General features: G+C 59.7%; 19 protein-coding genes and 2 pseudogenes. 11 read left to right on the top strand and 10 right to left on the bottom strand.

Features of this window, described 5'->3' with window-relative positions:
• Positions 1–48 precede the first annotated feature (48 nt).
• Positions 49–2,343, top strand: coding sequence for a molybdopterin-dependent oxidoreductase (locus tag Q669_RS07985; protein ID WP_022991876.1), 2,295 nt, complete (start codon positions 49–51; stop codon positions 2,341–2,343).
• Between the two features lie 32 nt (positions 2,344–2,375).
• Positions 2,376–2,834, top strand: coding sequence for a DUF2489 domain-containing protein (locus tag Q669_RS07980; protein WP_014420409.1), 459 nt, complete (start codon positions 2,376–2,378; stop codon positions 2,832–2,834).
• 277 nt (positions 2,835–3,111) lie between these two features.
• Here the strand turns inward: Q669_RS07980 and Q669_RS07975 are convergent, their stop codons facing one another.
• The 3 genes from Q669_RS07975 to Q669_RS07965 form a co-directional block, all read right to left on the bottom strand.
• Positions 3,112–4,482 carry an aminoacyl-tRNA deacylase and HDOD domain-containing protein gene (locus Q669_RS07975; RefSeq protein WP_022991875.1) on the bottom strand — a complete coding sequence of 457 codons (1,371 nt, stop codon included), beginning with the start codon at positions 4,480–4,482 and terminating at the stop codon, positions 3,112–3,114.
• Positions 4,483–4,598: 116 nt separating this feature from the next.
• Positions 4,599–6,674, bottom strand: coding sequence for an ATP-dependent DNA helicase RecG (gene recG / locus Q669_RS07970; RefSeq protein WP_022991874.1), 2,076 nt, complete (start codon positions 6,672–6,674; stop codon positions 4,599–4,601).
• A 7-nt stretch (positions 6,675–6,681) separates the two neighbouring features.
• Positions 6,682–7,641, bottom strand: coding sequence for a hydrogen peroxide-inducible genes activator (locus tag Q669_RS07965; RefSeq protein WP_011784172.1), 960 nt, complete (start codon positions 7,639–7,641; stop codon positions 6,682–6,684).
• Between the two features lie 76 nt (positions 7,642–7,717).
• On the opposite strand from Q669_RS07965, the gene Q669_RS07960 reads away from it, so the two are divergent.
• Positions 7,718–8,584 carry an NAD-dependent epimerase/dehydratase family protein gene (locus Q669_RS07960; RefSeq protein WP_022991873.1) on the top strand — a complete coding sequence of 289 codons (867 nt, stop codon included), beginning with the start codon at positions 7,718–7,720 and terminating at the stop codon, positions 8,582–8,584.
• A gap of 3 nt (positions 8,585–8,587) precedes the next feature.
• Here the strand turns inward: Q669_RS07960 and Q669_RS07955 are convergent, their stop codons facing one another.
• The 4 genes from Q669_RS07955 to gmk form a co-directional block, all read right to left on the bottom strand.
• Positions 8,588–8,974, bottom strand: a complete 387-nt coding sequence (locus Q669_RS07955) for a RidA family protein (protein ID WP_011784170.1) — start codon at positions 8,972–8,974, stop codon at positions 8,588–8,590.
• Positions 8,975–9,048: 74 nt separating this feature from the next.
• On the bottom strand, positions 9,049–11,247 hold the full coding sequence (locus tag Q669_RS07950) for a RelA/SpoT family protein (RefSeq protein ID WP_022991872.1): 2,199 nt from the start codon (positions 11,245–11,247) through the stop codon (positions 9,049–9,051).
• A 121-nt stretch (positions 11,248–11,368) separates the two neighbouring features.
• Entirely contained in the window at positions 11,369–11,581 is a 213-nt protein-coding gene (gene rpoZ / locus Q669_RS07945) for a DNA-directed RNA polymerase subunit omega (protein WP_011784168.1), read from the bottom strand.
• An 88-nt stretch (positions 11,582–11,669) separates the two neighbouring features.
• On the bottom strand, positions 11,670–12,302 hold the full coding sequence (gene gmk, locus Q669_RS07940; RefSeq protein WP_022991871.1) for a guanylate kinase: 633 nt from the start codon (positions 12,300–12,302) through the stop codon (positions 11,670–11,672).
• 146 nt (positions 12,303–12,448) lie between these two features.
• On the opposite strand from gmk, the gene Q669_RS07935 reads away from it, so the two are divergent.
• The 4 genes from Q669_RS07935 to Q669_RS07920 all read left to right on the top strand — a co-directional run bounded on the left by Q669_RS07935 (position 12,449) and on the right by Q669_RS07920 (position 18,704).
• On the top strand, positions 12,449–13,327 hold the full coding sequence (locus tag Q669_RS07935; RefSeq protein ID WP_014420403.1) for a universal stress protein: 879 nt from the start codon (positions 12,449–12,451) through the stop codon (positions 13,325–13,327).
• Positions 13,328–13,740: 413 nt separating this feature from the next.
• Positions 13,741–14,799: an HlyD family secretion protein gene (locus tag Q669_RS07930; RefSeq protein ID WP_052000790.1), complete on the top strand. Its 1,059-nt coding sequence runs from the start codon at positions 13,741–13,743 to the stop codon at positions 14,797–14,799.
• Positions 14,796–17,579 (top strand): ribosome-associated ATPase/putative transporter RbbA, encoded by a 2,784-nt coding sequence (gene rbbA, locus Q669_RS07925; protein WP_022991869.1) that lies wholly within the window; start codon positions 14,796–14,798, stop codon positions 17,577–17,579. The genes Q669_RS07930 and rbbA overlap by 4 nt, the downstream gene beginning before the upstream one ends.
• 3 nt (positions 17,580–17,582) lie before the next feature.
• The gene (locus Q669_RS07920; protein WP_011784164.1) at positions 17,583–18,704 is read left to right on the top strand and encodes an ABC transporter permease; all 1,122 of its coding nucleotides are present in this window, start codon (positions 17,583–17,585) and stop codon (positions 18,702–18,704) included.
• A 46-nt stretch (positions 18,705–18,750) separates the two neighbouring features.
• Here Q669_RS07920 and Q669_RS07915 read toward each other — a convergent pair whose 3' ends face one another.
• Both Q669_RS07915 and Q669_RS07910 read right to left on the bottom strand, forming a co-directional pair.
• Positions 18,751–19,824, bottom strand: coding sequence for a phospholipase A (locus Q669_RS07915; protein ID WP_036149235.1), 1,074 nt, complete (start codon positions 19,822–19,824; stop codon positions 18,751–18,753).
• A gap of 230 nt (positions 19,825–20,054) precedes the next feature.
• Positions 20,055–20,467 (bottom strand): annotated as a pseudogene (locus Q669_RS07910) (transposase); the annotation flags it as partial.
• Between the two features lie 97 nt (positions 20,468–20,564).
• Between Q669_RS07910 and Q669_RS07905 the strand changes: the two are divergent.
• The 3 genes and pseudogenes from Q669_RS07905 to Q669_RS07895 all read left to right on the top strand — a co-directional run.
• Positions 20,565–20,892 (top strand): annotated as a pseudogene (locus tag Q669_RS07905) (helix-turn-helix domain-containing protein); the annotation flags it as partial.
• Between the two features lie 79 nt (positions 20,893–20,971).
• Positions 20,972–21,265, top strand: coding sequence for a type II toxin-antitoxin system RelB/DinJ family antitoxin (locus tag Q669_RS07900; protein ID WP_011784162.1), 294 nt, complete (start codon positions 20,972–20,974; stop codon positions 21,263–21,265).
• Positions 21,258–21,542, top strand: a complete 285-nt coding sequence (locus Q669_RS07895) for a type II toxin-antitoxin system RelE/ParE family toxin (protein WP_011784161.1) — start codon at positions 21,258–21,260, stop codon at positions 21,540–21,542. The genes Q669_RS07900 and Q669_RS07895 overlap by 8 nt, the downstream gene beginning before the upstream one ends.
• Before the next feature lie 77 nt (positions 21,543–21,619).
• Here the strand turns inward: Q669_RS07895 and Q669_RS07890 are convergent, their stop codons facing one another.
• A complete protein-coding gene (locus Q669_RS07890; RefSeq protein ID WP_011784160.1) occupies positions 21,620–22,054 on the bottom strand; it encodes a universal stress protein in 435 nt (144 codons plus the stop codon).
• Between the two features lie 147 nt (positions 22,055–22,201).
• On the opposite strand from Q669_RS07890, the gene slyA reads away from it, so the two are divergent.
• Complete coding sequence (gene slyA / locus Q669_RS07885) at positions 22,202–22,672, top strand: transcriptional regulator SlyA (RefSeq protein WP_011784159.1); 471 nt, start codon at positions 22,202–22,204, stop codon at positions 22,670–22,672.
• Positions 22,673–22,677 lie beyond the last annotated feature (5 nt).

Raw genomic sequence — 22,677 nt, 5'->3', positions numbered from 1 at the left:
TCTGGTTGCAATATGAAACCCAACAACAAGAATTCCGGGAGAGCCTGCATGGAAAACGGCGTCCACTACCGCACCTGTCACCTCTGCGAAGCCATGTGTGGCGTTGCCATTGAGGTCAACAACGGCAAAATCACCAGTATCAAGGGCGACGATCAGGATCCTCTGAGCCTGGGCCACATCTGCCCCAAAGCCGTCGCACTTCAGGATCTGCATGAAGACCCGGAGCGCCTGAAGAAGCCGATACGCAAAACTGCCCAGGGCTGGGAAGAGCTATCCTGGGAGGACGCCTTTGATCTGGTTGCCGAGAAGCTTCATGGAATTCGGAAAACCTACGGCCGGAACAGTATCGGGGTCTACCTCGGCAACCCCAATGTTCACAATCACGGCGCGCTGATGACCACCATGCCGTTTTTGCGGGCCATCGGCACCCAGAATCGCTTCTCTGCCACGTCCAACGACCAGCTACCGCACATGTTGGCCAGCCTGGAGATGTTTGGTCACCAGATTCTGTTTCCGATTCCCGACATCGACCATACTGACCTATTCATCTGTATTGGCGGCAACCCGATGGCCTCGAACGGCAGCTTGATGACCGTACCGGACATCCGGGGCCGCCTTAAAGCACTGCGGCAACGCGGTGGGCAACTCGTCGTTATTGACCCCCGACGCACCGAAACCGCCCGCCTGGCCGACAACTTCCATTTTATCCTGCCCGGCACCGATGCCTTCCTGCTGATGGCCATGGTACACACTCTGTTCGAAGAGAACCTGGTGGATCCCGGCGCGGCCGAGCGGCTGGTGAAAGACGTGGATCTTCTGCGCCTGGCCGCCCTATCGTTCTCACCGGAAGCGGTAACCAGGCACACCGGCATTGAGGCTGAGGCCATCCGACAGCTGGCACGACAGCTGGCCAAAACGCCACGGGCAGCCCTGTATACCCGAATGGGCACCAGCACCCAGGCGTTTGGCGGCACCACCACGTGGCTGGCCTACTGCCTGAATATCCTGACCGGTAAGCTGGATGTACCCGGTGGCGTACTGTTCACCCAACCGGCGGTGGATCTGGTGGCACTCGGCGCCATGTCCGGGCAGCGAGGGCATTTCGGTAAGCGCCACAGCCGGGTTCGCGGTCTACCGGAATTTGCGGGAGAGTATCCGGCCAGCACCATGGCCGATGAAATGCTTACACCGGGCGAAGGTCAGGTCCGTGCCTTTGTGACCGTGGCCGGCAACCCTGTGCTATCAAGCCCTAACGGCCAGCGACTGGAGTCAGCCCTGGAGGGGCTGGATTTCATGGTGTCCGTGGATTACTACCTGAACGAAACCACCCGCCATGCTGATGTCATTCTGCCGCCAACGGCGGCCCTGGAGCGCAGTCACTATGATCTGATCTTCAGCCAGTTTGCCGTACGCAACGTAGCCAAGTACAGCGAAGCACTGTTTCCGGCAGCGGACGACGCCCGCCACGACTGGCAGATTCTGCTGGAGCTCGCACACCGTCTGGAACAACAGCGTAAAGGCGGGCGCCTGCCCCTACGCTCGGAAATGGGCTGGAGGGCGTTCAAAAAACTGGGACCAGATCCTATTCTGGATCTGCTCTTGCGAACAGGCCCCTATGGTGCCGACGCCGGCCCGGTGCGCCCATTCGCCCAAACCGCCATCGAACTGGTGATGGACATTCTTCCGGAGCGTAACCCCCTCAAAGGCCTGGCCCGGCTGAGCCCACTCAACCGACGTTGGGATGAATTACCTAAAGGCCTATCACTTTCTGCTCTGAAAGCCGCACCGCATGGCATCGACCTCGGTCCCCTGCAACCGGCGTTACCGGAAAGGCTGTTCACCCGCGATGGTCTGATTCAGATGGCACCCCGCCGCTATCTCGCGGATGTGGAGCGCATGCAGGCTACCCTTGAATCTGCACCCGCTGACGGCCTGCTGTTGATTGGCCGTCGCCATGTCCGCAGCAACAACTCGTGGATGCACAACAGCCAGCGTCTGGTCAAAGGCAAAGGCCGCTGCACCCTGCTTATCCACCCGGACGACGCCAGCAAACGAGCGTTGAACCCCGGAGATCATGCCGAGGTTTCGGTTCAGGGGCGAGACGTGGTGATCCCGGTGGAAATCACCGAAGACATTATGCCGGGTGTGGTGTCCATCCCCCACGGTTGGGGTCACCATCGATCAGGCACCGGCCAATCAGTGGCATCGTCCCACGCCGGGGTCAGCATCAACGATCTGTTGGATGATGCCCTGGTGGATCCGGTTTCGGGAACCTCGGTCTTGAACGGCCAGGCGGTTGATGTCAGAGTCTGGCAACCCGAACCTCAACAGAAACAGGCCTGATAGTGGCCTCTTGAACAAACAGGAGTGTAACCATGCCCAGAGGGCTGCAATTGGTCTTTATTGCCATCGGGCTGGTTATTATCGGTGTGTTACTGGTTTATATCTGGCGCCAATCCAGGCTGCTGTCCGAACAGCGGCTGCGCCAGAAGAAAACTGAGGAGTTTCAGGCCCGGCGCCGGGACGAAATGATTGAAAGTATCCGGATTATCGCCATGGCGGTAGAGGAAGACCAGGTTGAGTATTCCGAGGCCTGTCTGAGATTCAAGGGTCTGCTGGATTACCTGGCCCCGGAACTGCTGGAAAAGCCACCCTTTCAGGTGTTCCAGACGGTGCACGACAAGATTCAGCATATGCCCACCCATCGGGCGAGGAAGAATACCGACTCCGCGACCATCCGGGAAATGGACAAAGAACGGTTTGCGGTGGAAAGGGAGTATTCCGATGAAATCCGTCGGGCCGCTACCGCAATCCGGCATCATCGTTTTGACTGACGTCAGGGTTTTGTAACTTTTTGTTACCGACCGGACGCCCGCCTCAAAAATATGTCAAAGCAAATCAATAGCTTTAAGCCTCAAGGAAAGCTGACACCATGCTCATTTATGTAATCTGCATGCAGTCGCCTTTCCTTTTCCTGGAGCTTGTCTAAATTTAAAAACAGGAGGCCGCTCCCACCACACTGGATCAGCCTCCCCGTTGTTTTCTCCTGACAAGTTTGGACGACTCTGCAACAAGCGGGTGAACTTGCCGGCCTCAATGGCCGGCCCTTTTTTATCCGCCCTGACTCATCATCCCGGCCATGGCCATAATACTGTCTTTGCGGCTTACCAGCTCATCAAACTGTTCCTGAACCAGCTCCCTGTCCAGACCCAGCTCATCATAAACGGCCTGAGTTGCCGGCTCACCTGCGCCCAAGGCAACACCACGTTCCGTCAGTAACTGCCGTCCCAGCCACAATAAACGAGCATAAACACTATGGGGACCGTCATAGGAAGGATTCTTCTGGTAACGAATGGCCAGTGTCACCTCGTCCGGCATACCCCAGTTTTCCATCAACTGCGCTGCAATCTGCTCCCGGGTGATCCCCAGCAGGTAATGCTCAATGACACTGGAATCAATGTGCGGGTTCACCTCCAGCGACCGGCAGACCAGCCTGAAATGCGGCGGGAACACCTGAGCCAGTACCAAATGCCCGAAGTTATGGAGCAAACCAGCCAGGTAGGCGAGGCCAAACAGAGGTCGCTGCCCTCGAGGCATCATGCTCGCGAGAATGCCCGCAGACTGAGCCTGCCAGATGGCCTGCTGCCAGTAATCCACATAACCGTCCGGATGATCCTTCGGGTGCTTCAGGGCACGCCCCAGCGCCAGGCCCATGGCCAGGTTCATCACAAGATCAAAACCCAGTACCCGGGACACCGCATCGTGGACGGAACGCACCTGCCCTGCAGCGGCGTAGAACGATGATGATGCCCAACTCACGACCTGGGCTGCCAGGCTCGGATCGCTCTCCACCACATCCACCAGGTCCCCCATTACCGCATTAGGGTTTACCCGCAGATGAATGATGCGCTGAGCAGTCTCAGGCAAGGGCGGCAGCTCCAGCGTATCCTCCAGTCGCTGCTGAATACGCAAGCCGGTGAACTTTTTGATGGCGGAATGCAGCTGGTCACGGTCGGCGGCGTGATTGTCAAGATTGACGGATATATTCGCGGTATCCACCGCAAAATCGTGTCGGGCGGCCTTTGCCGTCAACTGGCGGAAATCTTCGCCCGGCATCATCAGGCCCAGGTCCTGTTCCCCCAACTCCAGCGCGACCGCCTCGAGTTCATCCACACGCCGGTCAACTACGGTCGGCCAACCGGTGAGTGATGGCAGCGCCGGCAACTCCTGAAGCCCGGCTTTCTGGCGGACCCGAACCTGCTCGCGCCGCTGCATCATTCTCAGATCCCGCCCCAGACGCTTGTTCAGGGCTTCCAGATCGAGCATATCGTTGCGACGGCAGATGGCCTGCAGATTACCTTGATCGTCGCTGAGCAGTACCATTCGGAGCAAATGGCCGGTATCAATCTGGCTTACGCTCCGGAACGATACACCGGGGGCGTTATCACCAAGTGCCTGCTGTACCACAACAGGAAGTTCCATAGCATTCTCCGGACAAAGGTTATCAATCAGTTTTCATGCATTTTGCAGTCATTAACGCGACATTAACAGGCCAATATCGGCCACGAGCACAGGCGTTATGAAATTCATGACCAACACTATACGTCGCCATAACGAATTTTCTCACCCAGCCACCGTCTGATAAGTGCTGAGACTACCCGAGGCTCCTTCATCAGGCTCGGCGCCATGTCACGAATGGGAGCAATCCAACCCTTGTCGCGTTCAAAATCGGCCAGGCGAAACTGCATCAAGCCAGTCTGGCGAGTACCCAGCACTTCTCCAGGACCTCGAATCTCAAGATCCTTTTCGGCGATAAAGAAGCCATCCTGACTGTCCCGCAGCGCCTGTAACCTGGCCTTGCCATTATTGGACAGGGGCGGGTGATACATCAGCACGCAGAAACTGGCTTGCTCACCGCGGCCAACCCGGCCCCGCAACTGATGCAACTGCGCCAGCCCGAGCCGCTCCGGGTTCTCGATAATAATCAGAGAGGCATTGGGCACGTCCACGCCGACCTCGATCACCGTGGTGGCCACCAGCAAATCCAGTTCGCCGTTTTTGAAGCGCTCCATTACCGCGGCTTTTTCCTGGGCTTTCAGGCGGCCATGAACAAGGCCAATGGCCAGATCCGGCAACCGCTCAACCAACTCCTGGGCGGTCACTTCCGCCGCCTGGCACTGAAGCGCCTCGGATTCCTCAATCAGAGTGCAGACCCAATAGGCCTGCCGACCTTCCCTGCAGGCCTTGCGTACCCGCTCAATGATGTCGTCCCGGCGGCTCTCCGGCAGCACAATCGTTTCGATGGGCTTGCGCCCCGGCGGCAGCTCATCAATCACGGAGGTATCGAGGTCGGCATAGGCGCTCATGGCCAGGGTTCGCGGTATGGGCGTCGCCGTCATGATCAACTGGTGCGGTGCCAGCGTTCCGCCAACCCCTTTCTCTCTCAGGGCCAGCCGCTGGTGCACGCCAAACCGGTGCTGTTCGTCGACAATCACCAGCGCCAGGCGCTGGAATACCACGTCATCCTGAAACAGGGCATGGGTACCAATGGCAATCTGCGCACGACCCTCGGCGACCGCACTCAACGCTGTCTGTCGGGCTTTGCCTTTCACCTTCCCCGACAACCAGGCTAACTCCACACCCAATGGCTCCAGCCAATTTCGGAAGTTCTGATAGTGTTGCTCCGCCAGAATCTCGGTAGGTGCCATCAAGGCAACCTGGGCGCCGGCTTCGATGGTTTGCAGAGCAGATAAGGCAGCAACCACGGTTTTACCCGAGCCGACATCTCCCTGAACCAGGCGTAACATCGGCACCGGCTGACTCAGATCCTGCCGGATATCGGCAATCACATGGCGCTGGGCACCGGTCAGACTAAACGGCAGTTGCTCCAGAAATCGCTCTGCCCGGTCTCCCGCTGGTAGCAGCGGCAAGGCCTCCCGGGCCTGTATCTGCTTCCGGACCTGCAACAGGCTAAGCTGATGCGCAAGCAACTCCTCCATCACCAGCCGCTGCTGAGCCGGGTGCTTTCCCTCTACCAGCAGATGCACCGGGGCGCCGGCCGGAGGCAAATGCACCAGGCGAACAGCCTCGGTTATGCCGGGCAACTGGTAGTCCGCCAGCAGTGCCGGGGGCAGCCAGTCCTTGATGGGGTAGCGATCCAGATAGCTCAGGGCCTGCTGACACAGCCCCCTGACCCTGGGCTGTTGAATGCCCTCGGTCAGAGGATACACCGGCGTGAGCGTCGCCTGTTCGGCCGGCGGCATGGCAGGAGGATTGGTCTGGTATTCCGGATGGTAGAATTCGTAGCCGGCCCGGCCTGGGCGCACCTCGCCGAAACAGCGCACTCGTGTGCCTTCAGCAAGCTGGTTTTTCTGGGCGGCATTGAAGTGAAAAAACCGCATCACCAGAAACCCGGTGTCATCCCGCAACGTCACCTGCAGGCTGCGCCGGCGGCCCATCACCAGGTCGGCCTTCATGACCTCACCTTCCACCACAGCAATATCGCCGATACGCAGGCTGCCCATGGGCACTACGCGAGTGCGGTCTTCATAACGGTAGGGAAGATGGAACAGGAGATCCTGAATGGAGTGGATACCCAGCCTGGCAAGTATTTCCGCCAGGGCGCTTCCTACGCCCTTGAGCTGGGTTACCGGGATGTCCTCCAGTGACGTCATACGGCCCTCAGGCGCTTTCAGCAACCGCCGGTGTGTCGGTTTTGGCTTTTTCTATCACCCGGCACTGGCTAGCCGCCAGTGACAGTACATCGATGGCTTTGGGCCGCGGGAAGGTTACACGCCAGGCTAGCGCCACGGTTCGGAAAGGCACCGGCGCCGCAAAAGGCCGCACCGCAAGGATATCTTCCTGGTATTTGATGGCAGTGGCGGCCGACAGCGGCAGTACCGTGATTCCCAGTCCGGAGGCCACCATGTGCCGGATGGTTTCCAGCGAACTGCCCTCGGTCACCAGCTCCGGTCTGCCGTTGTCCGCCCGCTTGGTGATGGCATCCACCAGGGGCGGACATGACTCCAGCACCTGATCCCGGAAACAGTGGCCGGGCCCGAGCAGCAACAATTGCTCTTTCGCCATCTCTTCGGCCGTCACCTGCTCCTTCTCTGTCAGCGGATGATCCGCTGGCAGCAGCACCACAAACGGCTCATCGTAAAGCGGCAGGGTTACTACTTCCGGCTCTTCAAACGGCAGGGCAATGATGATGGCATCCAACTCTGAGTGCCGCAGCTTCTGGCGCAGGCTGGCGGTGTAGTTCTCTTCTATGTAAAGGGGCATGTCTGGCGCCGCTCTGCGCAGCTCCGGTAATAAATGCGGGAACAGGTAGGGTCCGATGGTATAAATCGCGCCGACCTTCAATGGCGAATTGAGCTGATTCTTGCCGTCCTGCGCCATATCCTTGATCACGCCCACCTGGTCCAGAACCCGCTGGGCCTGCTCAATGATACGCTGGCCAACCTCGGTCACCCGAATACTGCTTTTGCTGCGCTCGAACAAGGGGATACCGAGCTCATCCTCAAGCTTTTTAACCGCAACGCTAAGGGTCGGCTGGCTGACATGACAGCGCTCTGCGGCACGGCCAAAATGCCTTTCCCGGGCAAGCGTAACAACGTATCGTAACTCGGTGAGGGTCATGGTGAGCTCCGGTTGACGTACTCAGGTCGAAGTTTCACTTACTTTATCAGCCAAAGGATAAGGATTGAAATTGTCTATGGCAATGACTGATGACAAGCAAAAGGCACAAATTCTGGTGGCGGGCTGCGGCAAGCTCGGAGGTGACATTGCCACGGTTCTGCTGGGCGCCGGAGACGTATACGGGCTGCGCCGCAACCCGGATCGAGTCCCTCAGGGAGTGACCGGGATCGGGGCAGATCTGACCCGCCCGGAATCCATGGCCGGCAAGCTTCCGGAACACCTGGACATCGTCGTCTATTGCCTGACGCCATCCAGCTACGACGAAGAGGGTTATCATCAAGCCTATGTCACTGGTCTCAAGAACCTGCTCAACGTCATCGGTGAGCAATCCCTCAAACGGCTGATCTTCATCAGCAGTACCAGCGTCTTTGCGCAGAATGATGACAGCTGGGTCGATGAGAACAGCCCTGCCGATCCGGACCGGTTCACTGGTCAACAAATCCTCCAGGGCGAACGTACCGCCCTGAACAGCGGGCATCCAGCCACCGTTGTTCGCTTCAGTGGCATTTATGGCCCCAGCCGTCAGCGTTTTCTTGAGGAAGTCCTGGAAGGCCGCATGAACCCCCAACCACCCGCACCTTTCAGCAATCGCATACACGAAGTGGATGCCGCCAACGCTGTGTCATGGCTTGCGCAAAAAGCCCTGAACGGTGAGGACCTGGAGCCACTGTACGTCGCCAGTGATTGCGAGCCGGTTCGGCTGGATGAGGTGGTTGATTGGGTGCGTTCTCAGGTGCCGTGCAAAGCCCCGGTGGAAGGCGCCCGTAAAGGCGGGCGGGCCGGTAGCAAGCGCTGCAGTAATCGAAAACTGCTTCAGAGTGGCTTTGAATTCCGGTACCCCGACTATCGGGCGGGGTACCGGGAGATGATCAGCAAGCTCTGACGCTTAGCTGAGCACCATAACGGCTTCCATTTCCACCGGAACGCCTTTCGGCAGCGCGGCTACACCGACGGCGGCGCGTGCCGGATACGGCTCCTGGAAATAGGTGGCCATGATCTCGTTGACAGTGGCGAAGTTGGCCAGGTCCGTCATGTAGATATTCAGTTTGACGATGTCCTTCAGCTCGCCACCGGCCGCTTCACACACGGCTTTCAGGTTCTCGAACACCTGACGGGTCTTGGCGGCAAAGTCGCCCGCCACCACTTCCATGGTTTCCGGGTCCAGCGGAATCTGGCCAGACAGATACACGGTGTCCCCGGCTTTAACAGCCTGAGAGTAGGTACCAATCGCCTGAGGGGCGTTTTCGGTCTGGATAACAGATTTGTTGGTCATGACCTGCAATTTCCTCTTTTCCAAAACGCCAATCGTCACCTTTGGGCGTAGCCACTGTCAACCACGCAAAGGTCTCAGTGCCGAACCCGGCCGATATGGGTCACTGCACGAATGTTCCGGACCCTGCGCATCACCCGCGCCAGATGCTTGCGGCCATTCACATGCACCACGAGGCTGACGATGCCGAAGCGCGCGTTCTGGTCTTCCACACTGATGCGCTCGATGTTTCCGTCTGCCATGGCAACGGCGTTCGCTACTTCGGCAATCACCCCGCGCTGGCGCTCCAGTTCAACCCGAAGCTCCACCGAGAATTCATCGGTAATGTCCTTGGCCCACTTCAGGTGGGTCAGCCGGGCACGGCCTTCATCGTCCTCCGGCAGGCGGGAACAGGTATCTGAATGAATCACCATGCCGTTGCCGGAGTCCATCACACCAACCACCGGGTCCCCGGGAATGGGTTTGCAACAATTGGCAAAGCGTACCAAGAGCCCTTCGGTGCCGCGTATGGTGACGGCGCCCTGCTTGCTGTCCGGGGCGTTTTCCAGGTTGGCCGGCGCGTCCATCACGTCATTGCCGGACACCAACTGACGGGCCACCAGATAGGCCATACGGTTACCCAGACCAATATCGCTGATCAGATCATCAAAGCTGTTGACCTGGTTGTGATTAACCACCGCCTGTTTCTGGGCATCGCTGATATCCGACAGTTTGGCACCAAAACCCTTGAGCGAACGTTTGAGCAGGGTGCGACCCAGCTCCATGGACTCGGTCCGCTTACGGGTTTTCAGCACATGCCGAATACTGCTTCGGGCTTTGCCGGTCACCACGAAGCTGAGCCAGGCAGGATTCGGGCGGGCGCCGGGCGCGGTGATGATTTCCACCGTCTGCCCGCTTTGCAGCGGTTGACTCAGAGATGCCAGATTGCGATTGATCCGACACGCCACAGAGGCATTGCCGATATCGGTATGGATTGCATAGGCAAAGTCCACCGGGGTGGCCCCGCTTGGCAGCTCCATGATCCGGCCCTTGGGCGTAAACACATAGATCTCGTCCGGGAACAGATCGACCTTGACGTGTTCAATGAACTCCATGGAATCATCCGCGCGTTCGCGCATTTCCATGAGCCCCTTCACCCACCGATCTACCCGGGATTGATTGATGGTGGTCACGCCGGAGGCTTCGTTTTTGTACATCCAGTGGGCAGCAATACCATTGTTGGCAATGTGCTCCATTTCCTCGGTCCGGATCTGGATCTCGATGTTCACGTGCATGCCGAACAAGGTAGTGTGAATGGACTGATAGCCATTCGACTTGGGCATGGCAATGTAATCCTTGAAACGCCCGGGCAGTGGCTTGTAGAGACTGTGTACGGCACCAAGTATGCGATAACAGTTATCCTCGGTATCCGTAATGATCCTGAACGCATACACATCCATGATTTCATGGAAGGATTTCTGCTTGAACTTCATCTTGTTATAAATGGAGTTCAGGTGTTTCTCCCGCCCCAGAATGCGGCCCGGAAGCCCACGCTCCTCCAGCTTTTCCTGCAATTTTCCCCGGATGTCTTCAATGATCTCCCGGTGGCTGCCACGAAGCTTCTCCACCGCCTTGGAAATGTACTTGGCGCGCATGGGATAAAGCGAGGAAAAGCCCAGATCTTCAAGCTCGGTACAGATGGAATGCATGCCCAGGCGATTGGCAATGGGCGCATAGATATCAAGGGTTTCAGTGGCAATACGCAGGCGCTTCTCGTACGGCATGGGGCCAAGGGTGCGCATGTTGTGCAGACGATCCGCCAGCTTCACCAGAATCACCCGGATATCCTTGGCCATGGCCAGGGTCATCTTCTGGAAGTTTTCCGCCTGGGCCTCCGCCCGGGAGCGGAACTCAATCTGGGTCAGTTTGGAGACACCATCTACCAGCTCGGCCACATCCTCTCCGAACTGTTCCGCCAGCGCATCTTTTGGAATGCCGGTATCTTCAATGACATCGTGAAGCATGGCTGCCATCAGGCTCTGATGGTCGAGCCGGAGGTCGGCAAGAATTCCGGCCACAGCCAGGGGGTGGGTAATATAACGGTCGCCGCTTTTACGCATCTGGCCTTCGTGGGCCTGTTCGGCGTAATAGTAAGCCCGTCGCACCTGATTGATGCGATTGGTATCGAGGTAGGAACTGAGCTCTCTGGCCAGTTCTTCTACCGTTGCCTCTGCTGCGACCACCGCGCCTCCATCGTTGTCAGTGTACCGGGGACAAAAAAGCCCGAATGCGTGCATCCGGGCTTCCGTTGTCCTTCCTGGCAAGTTTTATAGTTACACTATAAAACTGCGGAGGCAGATTTCAATGCTTCTCAATTACCGGCACGTATTTTTACGCATCGCCGGCAACCGGACGAACTCAGTCGTCGTCTTCTTCCAGCAGAAGATCGCGGGTCACCTTGCCTTCTGCAATTTCACGCAGGGCAATAACGGTCGGCTTATCATTCTCTTCCGCAACCATCGGCTCGGCACCCTTGGTGGCGATCTGGCGGGCGCGTTTGGTGGCCAGCATGACCAGCTGGAATCGGTTATCTACGTTTTCCAGACAATCTTCAACGGTAACTCGTGCCATTATCTTCCCCGAACAAAAAGAATCACTGATTTAGCAGACCGCGTAGTTTACTGGCCCCGGCTCAATTTGTATACAGTGAAAACCACCATCACCCGTGAGCGGACAAGTCCCGCAGCAACTCACCGTGGCGAACCTGCTGGGTGGCCATTTTCAGCCGCTGACTGCGGACAATGGCCAGCAGATCAGCTAATGCCACCGCAAAGTCATCGTTGACCACCAGGTAATCAAACTCGACCGCGTGCCGGCACTCTTCCTCCGCCTCCGACAGCCGCCGTTCGATGACTTCCGGCGCGTCAGTACCACGCCCAACAAGTCGCTGGCGGAGGATTTCAGCCGAGGGCGGCACAATGAAAATGCTCACACATTCCGGAATCAGCCGGCGCACCTGTTCCGCCCCCTGCCAGTCAATCTCCAGGATCACATCCTGCCCGGTAGCCAGGGTTTCCCGCACCCACACCTGGGAGGTGCCATAGTAGTTGCCGAAAACATCCGCATGCTCCAGGAAATCACCCCGGGCAATCATGGCCTCGAACTCATCCCGGCTGATGAAGTGATAGTTCACGCCATCCTGCTCTACATCGCGCATCGGGCGAGTGGTGTGGGATACCGACACCCCCAGCCGGGAATCCTGACGGAGCATTTCCGACACGAGGCTGGTCTTGCCCGCGCCGGAAGGAGCGGAAATCACAAACAGAGTACCCTGCCCACCGGCCTGCTTCATGGCTTGAAGACTCCTGAACAACAGTTTGCGGCCAACACGCATGGCCAGAAAGCGGCAAATTATACGGGGTTTGACTTATCTCCGCATCCCGGCCCGGGTTCAGCTGTTAGTATGACCACAAACACCCACAGTAAACGGATACCGCCATGGAAAAACTCCTGATCATCATGGATCACCATCATAAAGACCAAACCGCCCTCGCCCGTGGCGTGGCACTGGCCCGGGCAACGGGCGCAGCGGTGGAGGTCGTGGCGTTTGTGCATGAATATCTGGATGCACTGCCGGGCGATCCGGAGGTACAACAACGGGCTCGACAGGCGCTCATGGAACATCGCCAGAAATGGCTGGAACAGATGCTGGCGTTGGCCGATTGCAATGATCTGAAGATCCATGCCCGAACGGTCTGGGAAAAGCACATTCACCTGTGGGTAATTGCCCAGTGCCAGAAAGAGAACGTTGGTGTCGTGGTAAAGACGGGCCATCGCTCAGAAACCTTCCTGTATACCCCAACCGACTGGCACCTGATTCGCGAGTGCCCGTCACCGGTGATGCTGGTGGCGGAGAACAAATGGAACAAGGCTCGGCCAATCCTGGCGGCGGTGGACCTGAGCTCCGACAAGCCCGTGAAGAAAGCCCTGAACAATCGCATCATTGATCGCGCCTGGCATCTGGCGAAGGCTCTGGAAACAGAGCTGCACCTGGTGCACGCACTTCATACCTCGGTGGTTCTGGCCGACCTGGACATCATCGACCCTCTGGCCCACGCCAGAAAACGGGAAGCGGCCCTGAAACCGCAGATTGAACACCTGTGCAACACCTGGCACCTGATGCCGGAACAGGTCCACATCGAATCTGGCCCTGCTCAAAAGATCATTCCCAGTGTTGCCAACCGGATCAAGGCCGACATGGTCGTCATCGGCACCACCGGTAAAACCGGCCTGGCCGCCCGTGTCATCGGCAACACGGCCGAAAAGGTGCTGACGCATTTGCGGACCGACCTGCTCGCCATCAAGCCGGCGGAGTAAACCGCACGAACGCCGGGGAGGCACCAACCGCCCCGGCTTATACCTCACTCCAGATTCTGCACCTGCTCGACGAATAAAAATTAAAAAGCATTTATAAACAGTTGCTTGGTGTATTTTTCACAGCCATCGCCGCTCAATACTACCCATTTTACTACCCATGGATAGAAACTCTATCTCTGAGCAGTCCGCGTAGTTACTACCCATGATTATAAACTGGGATAATAGGGAAACTGGGAATCTCGCCCGGATATTTGTTTGTCGACAAAAATGATGTGGATCAGCCTAATTGCTGTGGTTCGTGCGTAAGATACAGCTTAAGATGTGGGTCTACAAAGATCGCGCTCAGCCTGAATTCAATGGTCAAGAATGAGTGAGCCAACTGGCGTGGAGCAATCCAAGACGTGAAAAAATTCATGAAAGCAGGTATTCGAGGCGTCGCCGCTGCGATTGTCATTGGGCTGGGCGTTTGGGCTTGGTGGCATTTTCAACCGCAGGACTTGCCCGACGGATTCGCCGCCGGAAACGGCCGGATCGAGGCGGTCGAGATCGATATCGCAGCCAGGACCGCAGGCCGGATCCGGGAGATCCTGGTCAACGAGGGCGACTTCGTCCGCGCCGGCCAGGTCTTGGCGAAAATGGACACGGCCGTTCTGGAGGCGCAGCTCCGGGAGGCCGAGGCGCAGTTGCAACGGGCGCTCATCGGCATCGAGACCGCGCAAAGCCTGGTGACCCAGCGTGAGGCCGAGAAGCAGGCCGCCGAAGCGCTCATAGCCCAGAGGAAGGCCGAGCTCGACGCCGCGCAAAAACGGCTTGCCCGCACCCGGGAGCTCGCCTCAAAAAATGCCGCCTCCGAGGCGCAGCTCGATGACGACCGTGCCGCGGCTGCGGCGGCGAAGGCTGCGGTCGGCGCCGCGGAGGCGCAGGCGGCGGCCGCGCAAGCCGCCATAGGGCGGGCCAGGTCGGATGTCATTGCCGCGGAGGCCTCGGTGGAAGCGGCGCGGGCCACCCTCCAGCGTATTCAGGCGGATATCGACGACAGCGTGCTGAAATCGCCGCGTGACGGGCGTGTCCAGTACCGTGTCGCTCAGCCCGGTGAGGTTCTCTCCCCGGGCGGCGTGGTGCTGAACATGGTCGATCTCACCGATGTGTACATGACCTTCTTCCTGCCGACAGAACAGGCCGGGCGGATCGCGCTCGGGGCCGAGGCGCGGCTCGTGCTCGACGCCGCTCCCCAATACGTGGTCCCGGCCGAAATCTCCTTCGTCGCGGACGTCGCGCAGTTCACACCCAAGACGGTGGAGACGCAAGAAGAGCGCCAGAAGCTGATGTTCCGCATCAAGGCGCGGATCGCCCCGGACCTGCTCAGAGAGCACCTCCTCCAGGTCAAGACCGGCCTGCCGGGCATGGCCTATGTGCGGCTCGACCCGCGGGTGGATTGGCCGCCTGAACTGCAGACGAGACTGCCGCAATGAGCCGGGAGGCAGATACACTGATCGAGGATGACGGGGGGGCTGACGTGCCGGTTGCCCGCCTGCGCGATGTATCCCTGCGCTACGGCAAGGCGCGTGCGCTCGACGAGGTCACGATCGACATCCCGGCAAACTGCATGGCCGGGTTGATCGGCCCGGACGGGGTCGGCAAGTCCAGTCTGTTGGCGCTGATCTCAGGCGCCCGCGCGGTCCAGACAGGACGAGTCGAGGTGCTCTGCGGCGATATGGCCGATGCGCGCCATCGCCGCAGAGTCGGCCCGCGTATCGCCTACATGCCACAGGGCCTGGGACGGAACCTCTATCCGACACTCACGGTGTTCGAGAACCTCGACTTCTTCGGGCGCCTATTTGGGCATGACGGCGGCGAACGGGCGCGCCGCATCGAGGTGCTGACCGGGGCCACCGGGCTCAAGCCGTTTCTCGATCGGGCGGCGGGCAAACTATCCGGTGGGATGAAGCAGAAGCTCGGCCTCTGCTGCGCGCTGATCCACGATCCGGACCTGCTCATCCTCGACGAGCCGACCACCGGTGTCGATCCGCTCTCGCGCAGACAGTTCTGGGATCTGATCGCCGGCATCCGTCGTTCCCGGCCCGGCATGAGCGTGCTGGTTGCCACCGCCTATATGGATGAGGCGGCACGCTTCGACTGGCTGGCAGCGATGGACGGTGGGGCGGTGCTGGCCAGCGACACGCCCGAAGGCCTGCTGCACAGCACGGGAGCGGATTCGCTGGAGGCGGCCTTCATCCGGCTGCTGCCGGAAGACAAGCGCCGCAATTATCGGCCGGTCGAGATTCCGCCGCGGTCGGCAGACGATGGCGACCCCGCGATCGAGGCCCGGGATCTGACCATGCGCTTTGGCGAATTCATCGCGGTCGATCATGTGAACCTGCGTGTCCCCCGGGGTGAGATCTTCGGTTTTCTCGGCTCCAACGGCTGCGGCAAGACCACGACCATGAAGATGCTGACCGGCCTCCTTCCGCCGAGCGAAGGCCGGGCCTGGCTGTTCGGACACGAGGTGGACCCGCACGACCTCGCGACCCGCCGCCGAGTCGGCTTCATGTCGCAGTTCTTCTCGCTCTACACCGAGCTGACGGTGCGGCAGAACCTGGAGCTGCATGCCCGGCTGTTCCAGGTGCCCGCTGCCGAGATTTCAGGGCGGGTGGACGAAATGGTTGAACGCTTCGATTTGACCGCCGTGGTGGACAGTCTGCCGGGCCAGCTGCCCCTCGGCCACCGGCAACGCCTGTCGCTGGCGGTCGCCATGATCCACAAGCCCGAGATGCTGATCCTCGACGAGCCCACCTCGGGCGTCGACCCGGTGGCGCGCGACGCCTTCTGGCGCCAGCTGGTCGAGCTGTCGCGCCGCGACGGCGTGACCATCTTCATCTCCACCCACTTCATGAACGAGGCCGAGCGCTGCGACCGCATCTCGCTGATGCATGCGGGCCGGGTGCTGGTCACCGACACGCCGGCGAATATCGTGCAGCAGCGGGGCGCAGAGACCCTGGAAGAGGCATTCGTCGCGCATCTGGAGGAGGCGTCGGGGGAGGGCGAAGGCGGAGAGGAGCAAACAGCGTCGCTCGATACGGTTAACGCGTCGGCAGGCCATGGCGAACCCCAGGGCTGGCGGCGCATGTTCGATCCCCGGCGCATGATCAGCCAAGCCCGGCGTGAAGGGTTGGAGCTGCGCCGCGATCCCATCCGGCTGACGCTGGCGCTGCTCGGCAGCGTCATCCTCATGTTCGTGATGGGCTATGGGATCAGCCTCGATGTTGAGGATCTCACCTTTGCGGTGCTGGATCGCGACCAGACCACCGTCAGCCGCGACTATACGCTCAACCTCAGCGGCTCCCGGTACTTCGTCGAGCGGCCGCCGATCACCGATTATGCCGATCTTGACCGGCGAATGCGCGAAGGCGACATCAGTCTGGCGATCGAGATCCCGCCGGGCTTCGCGCGCGACATTGCCCGGGGCCGGCGGGTCGAGACCGGCGCCTGGATCGACGGCGCCATGCCGACACGGGGCGAGACCGTCCGCGGCTATGTGCAGGGGATTCATGCCCACTGGCTGGCGACCAAGGCGCGCGAGGCCGGCTACGGCGAGGCTTTGGCGGGGCTCGTCAATATCGAGACCCGGTTCCGCTATAACCCGGACGTCAAGAGCCTGGTGGCAATGGTACCGGCGGTGATCCCGCTGCTGCTCATGCTGATCCCGGCCATGCTCGCGGCGCTCAGCGTGGTGCGCGAGAAGGAGCTCGGCTCGATCACCAACTTCTACGTCACGCCCACTACGCGGCTCGAGTTCCTGCTCGGCAAGCAGTTCCCTTACGTGGTCCTGTCCTTCCTGAGCTTCCTGCTGCTCACGCTGCTCGCGGTGACCGTCTTCGGCGTGCCGCTGAAGGGCAGCTTCCTGACGTTGGCGGTGGGTGCGCTGCTCTATATTGGTGCCGCCACGGCCGTGGGGCTGCTGATCTCCACCTTCATGCGCAGCCAGATCGCGGCGATCTTCGGCACGGCAGTGCTCACCATCCTGCCGGCGGCGAACTTCTCCGGCATGATCGACCCGGTCTCGTCCCTGGAAGGGATGGGCCGGCTGATCGGCGAGGTCTATCCGACCACGCATTTCCTGACGATCGCGCGCGGCACCTTCTCGAAGGCCCTCAACTTCTCCGACCTGCATGGCGCCTTTCTCCCACTGGCGCTGGCCGTGCCGGTCCTGATCGGGCTGTCCGCCGCGCTGCTCAAGAAGCAGGAGCGATAGTCTATGCGCCTTGCCAATATTTGCCATCTCGGTGTCAAGGAGCTGCGCAGCCTTGTCCGCGACCCGATCATGCTGGTGCTGATCGTCTACGCCTTCACCGTTTCCGTCTACACGGCGGCCACGGCCATGCCGGAGACCCTCAACAAGGCGCCGATCGCGGTGGTGAATGAGGATCGCTCGCCGCTGTCCTGGCGCATCGTCAGCGCCTTTTACCCGCCGTACTTTGTTCTCCCCGAGGTGATCGAGCAGGCCGAGATGGACGCCCGCATGGATGCCGGCCTCGACACCTTCGCTCTTGACATCCCGCCCAACTTCCAGCGTGACCTGCTGGCAGGGCAGCGGCCCACGGTCCAGCTCAACGTCGATGCCACGCGCATGAGCCAGGCATTTACCGGCAGCGGCTATATCCAGACCATCGTCACCGACGAGGTGCGCGCCTTCGCGCAGCGTTATCGCGAGGTTCCGGAGTTGCCGGTCGATCTGGCGCTGCGGATGCGCTTCAATCCCCAGCTCAACAAGTCGTGGTTCGGCGCCATCATGCAGGTCATCAATAACGTGACCATGCTCTCCATCGTCCTCACCGGCGCGGCGCTCATCCGTGAGCGCGAGCACGGCACCGTCGAGCATCTGCTGGTCATGCCGGTCACGCCTTTCGAGATCATGAGCAGCAAGGTATGGGCGATGGCGCTGGTCGTCCTTGCCGCCACCGCCTTCGCACTGACTGCGGTGGTGCAGGGTTGGCTGTCCGTGCCCATCGAAGGCTCGCTCGCGTTGTTCCTGGTCGGGACTGCGCTGCATTTGTTCGCGACCACCTCGATGGGCATCTTCCTGGGCACCGTCGCCCGGTCCATGCCGCAGTTTGCCTTGCTGCTGATGCTGGTGCTGCTGCCGCTGCAGATGCTCTCCGGGGGCTCGACGCCGCGCGAGAGCATGCCGGAGGCCGTCCAGTACATCATGCTCGCCGCGCCCAACACCCACTTTGTAATGCTGGCCCAGGCCATTCTGTATCGTAGCGCGGGCCTCGCCACCGTGTGGCCGCAATTCCTGGCCATCGCCGTTATCGGGAGTACCCTTTTTGCCTTGGCCCTGACCCGCTTCCGGCGAACACTCAGCACCATGGCCTGACGGACCTGATGCATGGCAGCGTGGAGTTGCGCCGGGCACACTCCGACTAGAACCAGTTATTCAGCAGAATCCCCACGCCAAACCGCTCGATACGCTCGTTATAATCAATCAGACTCTCCCCATACCCGTTGTAGTACTGGAAAAAGCCCTTCATCGTATCCCCCATCGGGAAACTGTACCCGAACTCCACCGACGTCCGATTGGTAGAACGCATATTGTTCAAAAGCTTCAGCGAGAACGTGCGGTCCTCTGTCAGCTTGTAAACCGCGTGGTAACTACCATGTCCGAGATACTTCTCGATATCCGAGTTGTCGTCATCGCTGCCACTCTCCGGCAGCCGGAACCAGGGGTTAACCATAAACAGCCAGCGGTCATAGCTGTAAGCCGCGGTGCCCATGATCCGGTTCCAGCTGCGCGACCGGGGTTCTGATTGACCGTTAGACTGGTGATTGAAGCTCAGAGACACCGCACTCAGAGTGCCAGGCCCAAGATCCCAGTCCAGCCGGTGCCGGAAGAAAATCTCGGGCTCGTAGTTGGTTTCACGGAAGGGAGCGGAGTCTTTGGTGTTGTACACCTGCCAGTAGGACTGCTGGGTATAGCCAAACCAGAAGGTGGTTCGATCATCAAAAATGCCAGTCAGCAGTGGAATCTTGAAACTGATCTGGTATTTCGCCTCTTCCTCTTCCAGAGCGAAGTCATAGCCGGCGGGGCCCAGTCTCGGGCTGGTGGGCCTTGGGTTAGGGTCGTCCACATAGGTGAATGGCAGGATGTAGTTGGGGCGGTGGGTCACAAAACTGCCGGTGAATGAAAAAATTGCCTTCTCCGCGGTCAGGTAATTATCCACCAGGGCTGTCATCAGACCGGTGTCTGAGTCGTCCTCAAGAGCATCGCTGACGATCTGCTCCCGCCGGGCATCATCAGCCACCGGAATAGCGGCTTCCTCATCCGCCTGCTGTAACGTGTCTTCGTCCGCCGCTTTTCTGGCGGCAATGGGGTCATTCTGGGCGTCATAGCAGGCAAGTCGCTGGATGCCGTCCCGGATCAACGCACAGTTAACGGTTTCTTTCTGTTCATCCGGTGCAGCCTGAGCTGCCACCGTGGGGCTGGCCATCGCGAACATCAGCGTAAGCGCCCAGGCTGCTGAAAAACCGTAAGGATATCTTTTCATCGCGTCTTCTCAATTGGCAGCGGTCAGGCTGATCCAGGTGTTGGCAATGCTGCAAATCCGGACCCCAGCAGGCTCAATGCCAGCAGAAGAAAAATCAGCTTGTGCCGGATGTTAGCTTAACCGCTGGCTGACACAACCCAGCACAGGTACATAACGTCTGTTTCTTCGCCGTGAAGCAGGCTGCGAGCCTGGTGCATTTCCGGATCGCGTTTTCTGGCCCGGTTTTTCGTGGACGGCGATGCGGCAAGCAGCGTCGCGTCCACCACGGTGCCCTCGCGTAGCATCAGCCCCTGCCCAGCCAGATGAGCGTTGATCGCCTCAAACAGCTTGCCGGTGAGCCCTTCGCGCTCCAGCAATCGGCGACACTTGAGCAAGGTGGTCGCATCCGGTGCTGACTCCCGGCCAAGGTCAATGCCAACGAAACGCCGGATCGCCTGATTGTCGTAAATCGCATCCTCGATGCCTTGGTCCGAGAAGCCAAAGCACTGTTGGGGCCACTAACATACAGCCGCAACATTCGTCCCAGGCCCATGGGTGGGCGCCCCCGGCCCACCGCCTTTGGGGTAAAACGCTTCCAGTTACGCTTCCAGCGCATCCCACGGAGGCCTGCACGGTCCCCAGTTTGAGCGAACCGGCAATGTGAATAATGTCATCCCAGTGCTATTCGATCTTGTATTGACGCAACTCCGGGCCAGCTCATCAAAGAGTTCGACAACATGGGTGTGGCTATCCGGTTCCTCGACGATGGGATCAGCACCGAGGGGATCATGGGCAAGATGGTAGTCACCATCCTGTCGGCCGTGGCCCAAGCCCGAGCGTCAGCGCATACTGGAACGCACCAACGAGGGCCGCCTGGAGGCCAAGGCCAAAGGGGTCAAGTTTGGCCGTAAACCCAGGGTGGACAAGGATAGAGTCCGTGCCCTGCACAGCCAGGGAGTGGGGGCTACGGAGATCGCCAGGAGGTTAAAGATAGGCCGGTCAACAATCTATAAAATACTGGCATCTGACCAAACGCAGTGATTTTGCTAATATCTACAGCTTGACTGTATCGCATTTGAGATACAAAGTAGAGTTACGCATGACAAACGGAGAATTCATCATGGCTCACACTTCAATGCTGCACGTTCGTGTGGACGACGAGCTGAAGGCTGATGCAGCGGAAAAGCTCGCCAGCTTCGGCTTGACGGTATCAGATGCCGTCCGCATCCTTCTAACCCGCGTAACCAAAGAGGGCGGATTGCCCGTTGGGTTAACGGCTGATCCGGAAGCCCATGACGCCTGGTTCCGCGATAAAGTGAAAGAGGCCCTGGCTGATGCCCGACCTACCGTTCCTCATCAACAGGTAATGGATGAGGCACAAGCGTTGATCGACAGAAAGCGTCGCCGTGCCTGAACTGGAATGGCTGGAACTGGCTCGTACCGATCTGCTAGGGATTGTCGATTACATCTCTGATGACAATCCCGATGCAGCACAGCGCGTAAAAGATGATATCGAGATGAAAGCTGAAAAGCTGCCGGAGTTCCCCACAATAGGCCGCCCTGGTCGGGTTGAAGGGACCCGGGAACTCGTCGCCTGGTCGAACTATATCCTCGTGTACCAGGAGGATGCCTTGACGGTACGAATACTGCGCGTGTTACATGCTGCGCAGCAGTGGCCGCCAACCGATTAACACCTGAATCAAGGGCTTTCTCCTCAGCCTAGCCGGCGAAGACCTTGATGAAGACCCTGCGACATATTCCTTGACAACTACCGGTCCGCAACGGCCACCAGCAGGCTGCATGGCGCGTGGGCGAGCAGCGAAGCGCCGACGGAGCCGTGCCACCACCGGGCCATCGCGCTCTGTTCACGGTGACCGACCACGACCAGATCCGCGCCGACCTCGTGCGCCATTCGGCCGATCTCCTCGGCGGGGTTGCCCGCAGCGAGGCGCGTGTCGACGGAAAGCCCCGCCCGCCGCAGCGCTTCCGCGCCCTCCGTCAGCACGCGGCGCACTTCCTGATATTCTCGCTCCGGCAGGTCTGAGGGTGCCGCCGCTTCAGCGAGCGCGACACCCAGTTCATGGGTGACGACGGCGAGGAGATAGACACGAGCCTGGCAAAGCGAAGCCAGCTCGGCCCCCTGGTCCAGCGCCTCACGGCCTTGCCGGCTGCCGTCATAGGCTAGGAGGATCGTCCTGTACATCGTGGTGCTCCTTTCTGTGATCGGGATGGAACGCCTTTCCCGGTCCTCTGCTCTAGACAGTGCTGCCTTCGGGGCTACATCCCTCGCCATTTGATACTTAGCTATCTATTGATTATAGTACAGCTACATAATGATGCAGGCAATGAGATGACGAAGCCACTTCACGATCAGGAACAATTCGGCCTTCGCCTCGGGCTGGTCGCCCGGCTGTGGCGCGCCGAAATCGACCGGCGGCTGGCCACCTTTGGCCTCACCGAGTCCCGCTGGTTGACCCTGTTACATCTCTCTCGCCTGCCCCAGGCGGCAACCCAGCGTGAATTGGCCGAGGCGGTCGGGGTGCGGGGGCCGACCCTGGTACGCGCGCTGGACCGGCTGGAAGCGGAGGGGCTGATCGAACGCCGCACGGAAGCCGCCGACCGGCGCACCAAATCGGTTCACCTGCGTGCGGAGGCTGCCCCTGTTCTGGAACGGATCGAAGCTACCACAGCGGCGGTGCGGGCGGAAATCTTATCCGACCTGTCCCATGCCGAGGTGGCGACCTGTCTGAAGGTCTTCGAGAAGATCGCCGACAAGCTGGGCGGCACCCCAAGGGCGATGCAGCCTGTGGACAAAAACTGATGAGA

This window comes from Marinobacter sp. C1S70, assembly GCF_000475355.1.
In the GTDB taxonomy this organism is placed as follows: Bacteria; Pseudomonadota; Gammaproteobacteria; order Pseudomonadales; family Oleiphilaceae; genus Marinobacter; species Marinobacter nauticus.
This window is presented reverse-complemented; position numbering and strand designations above follow the sequence as displayed.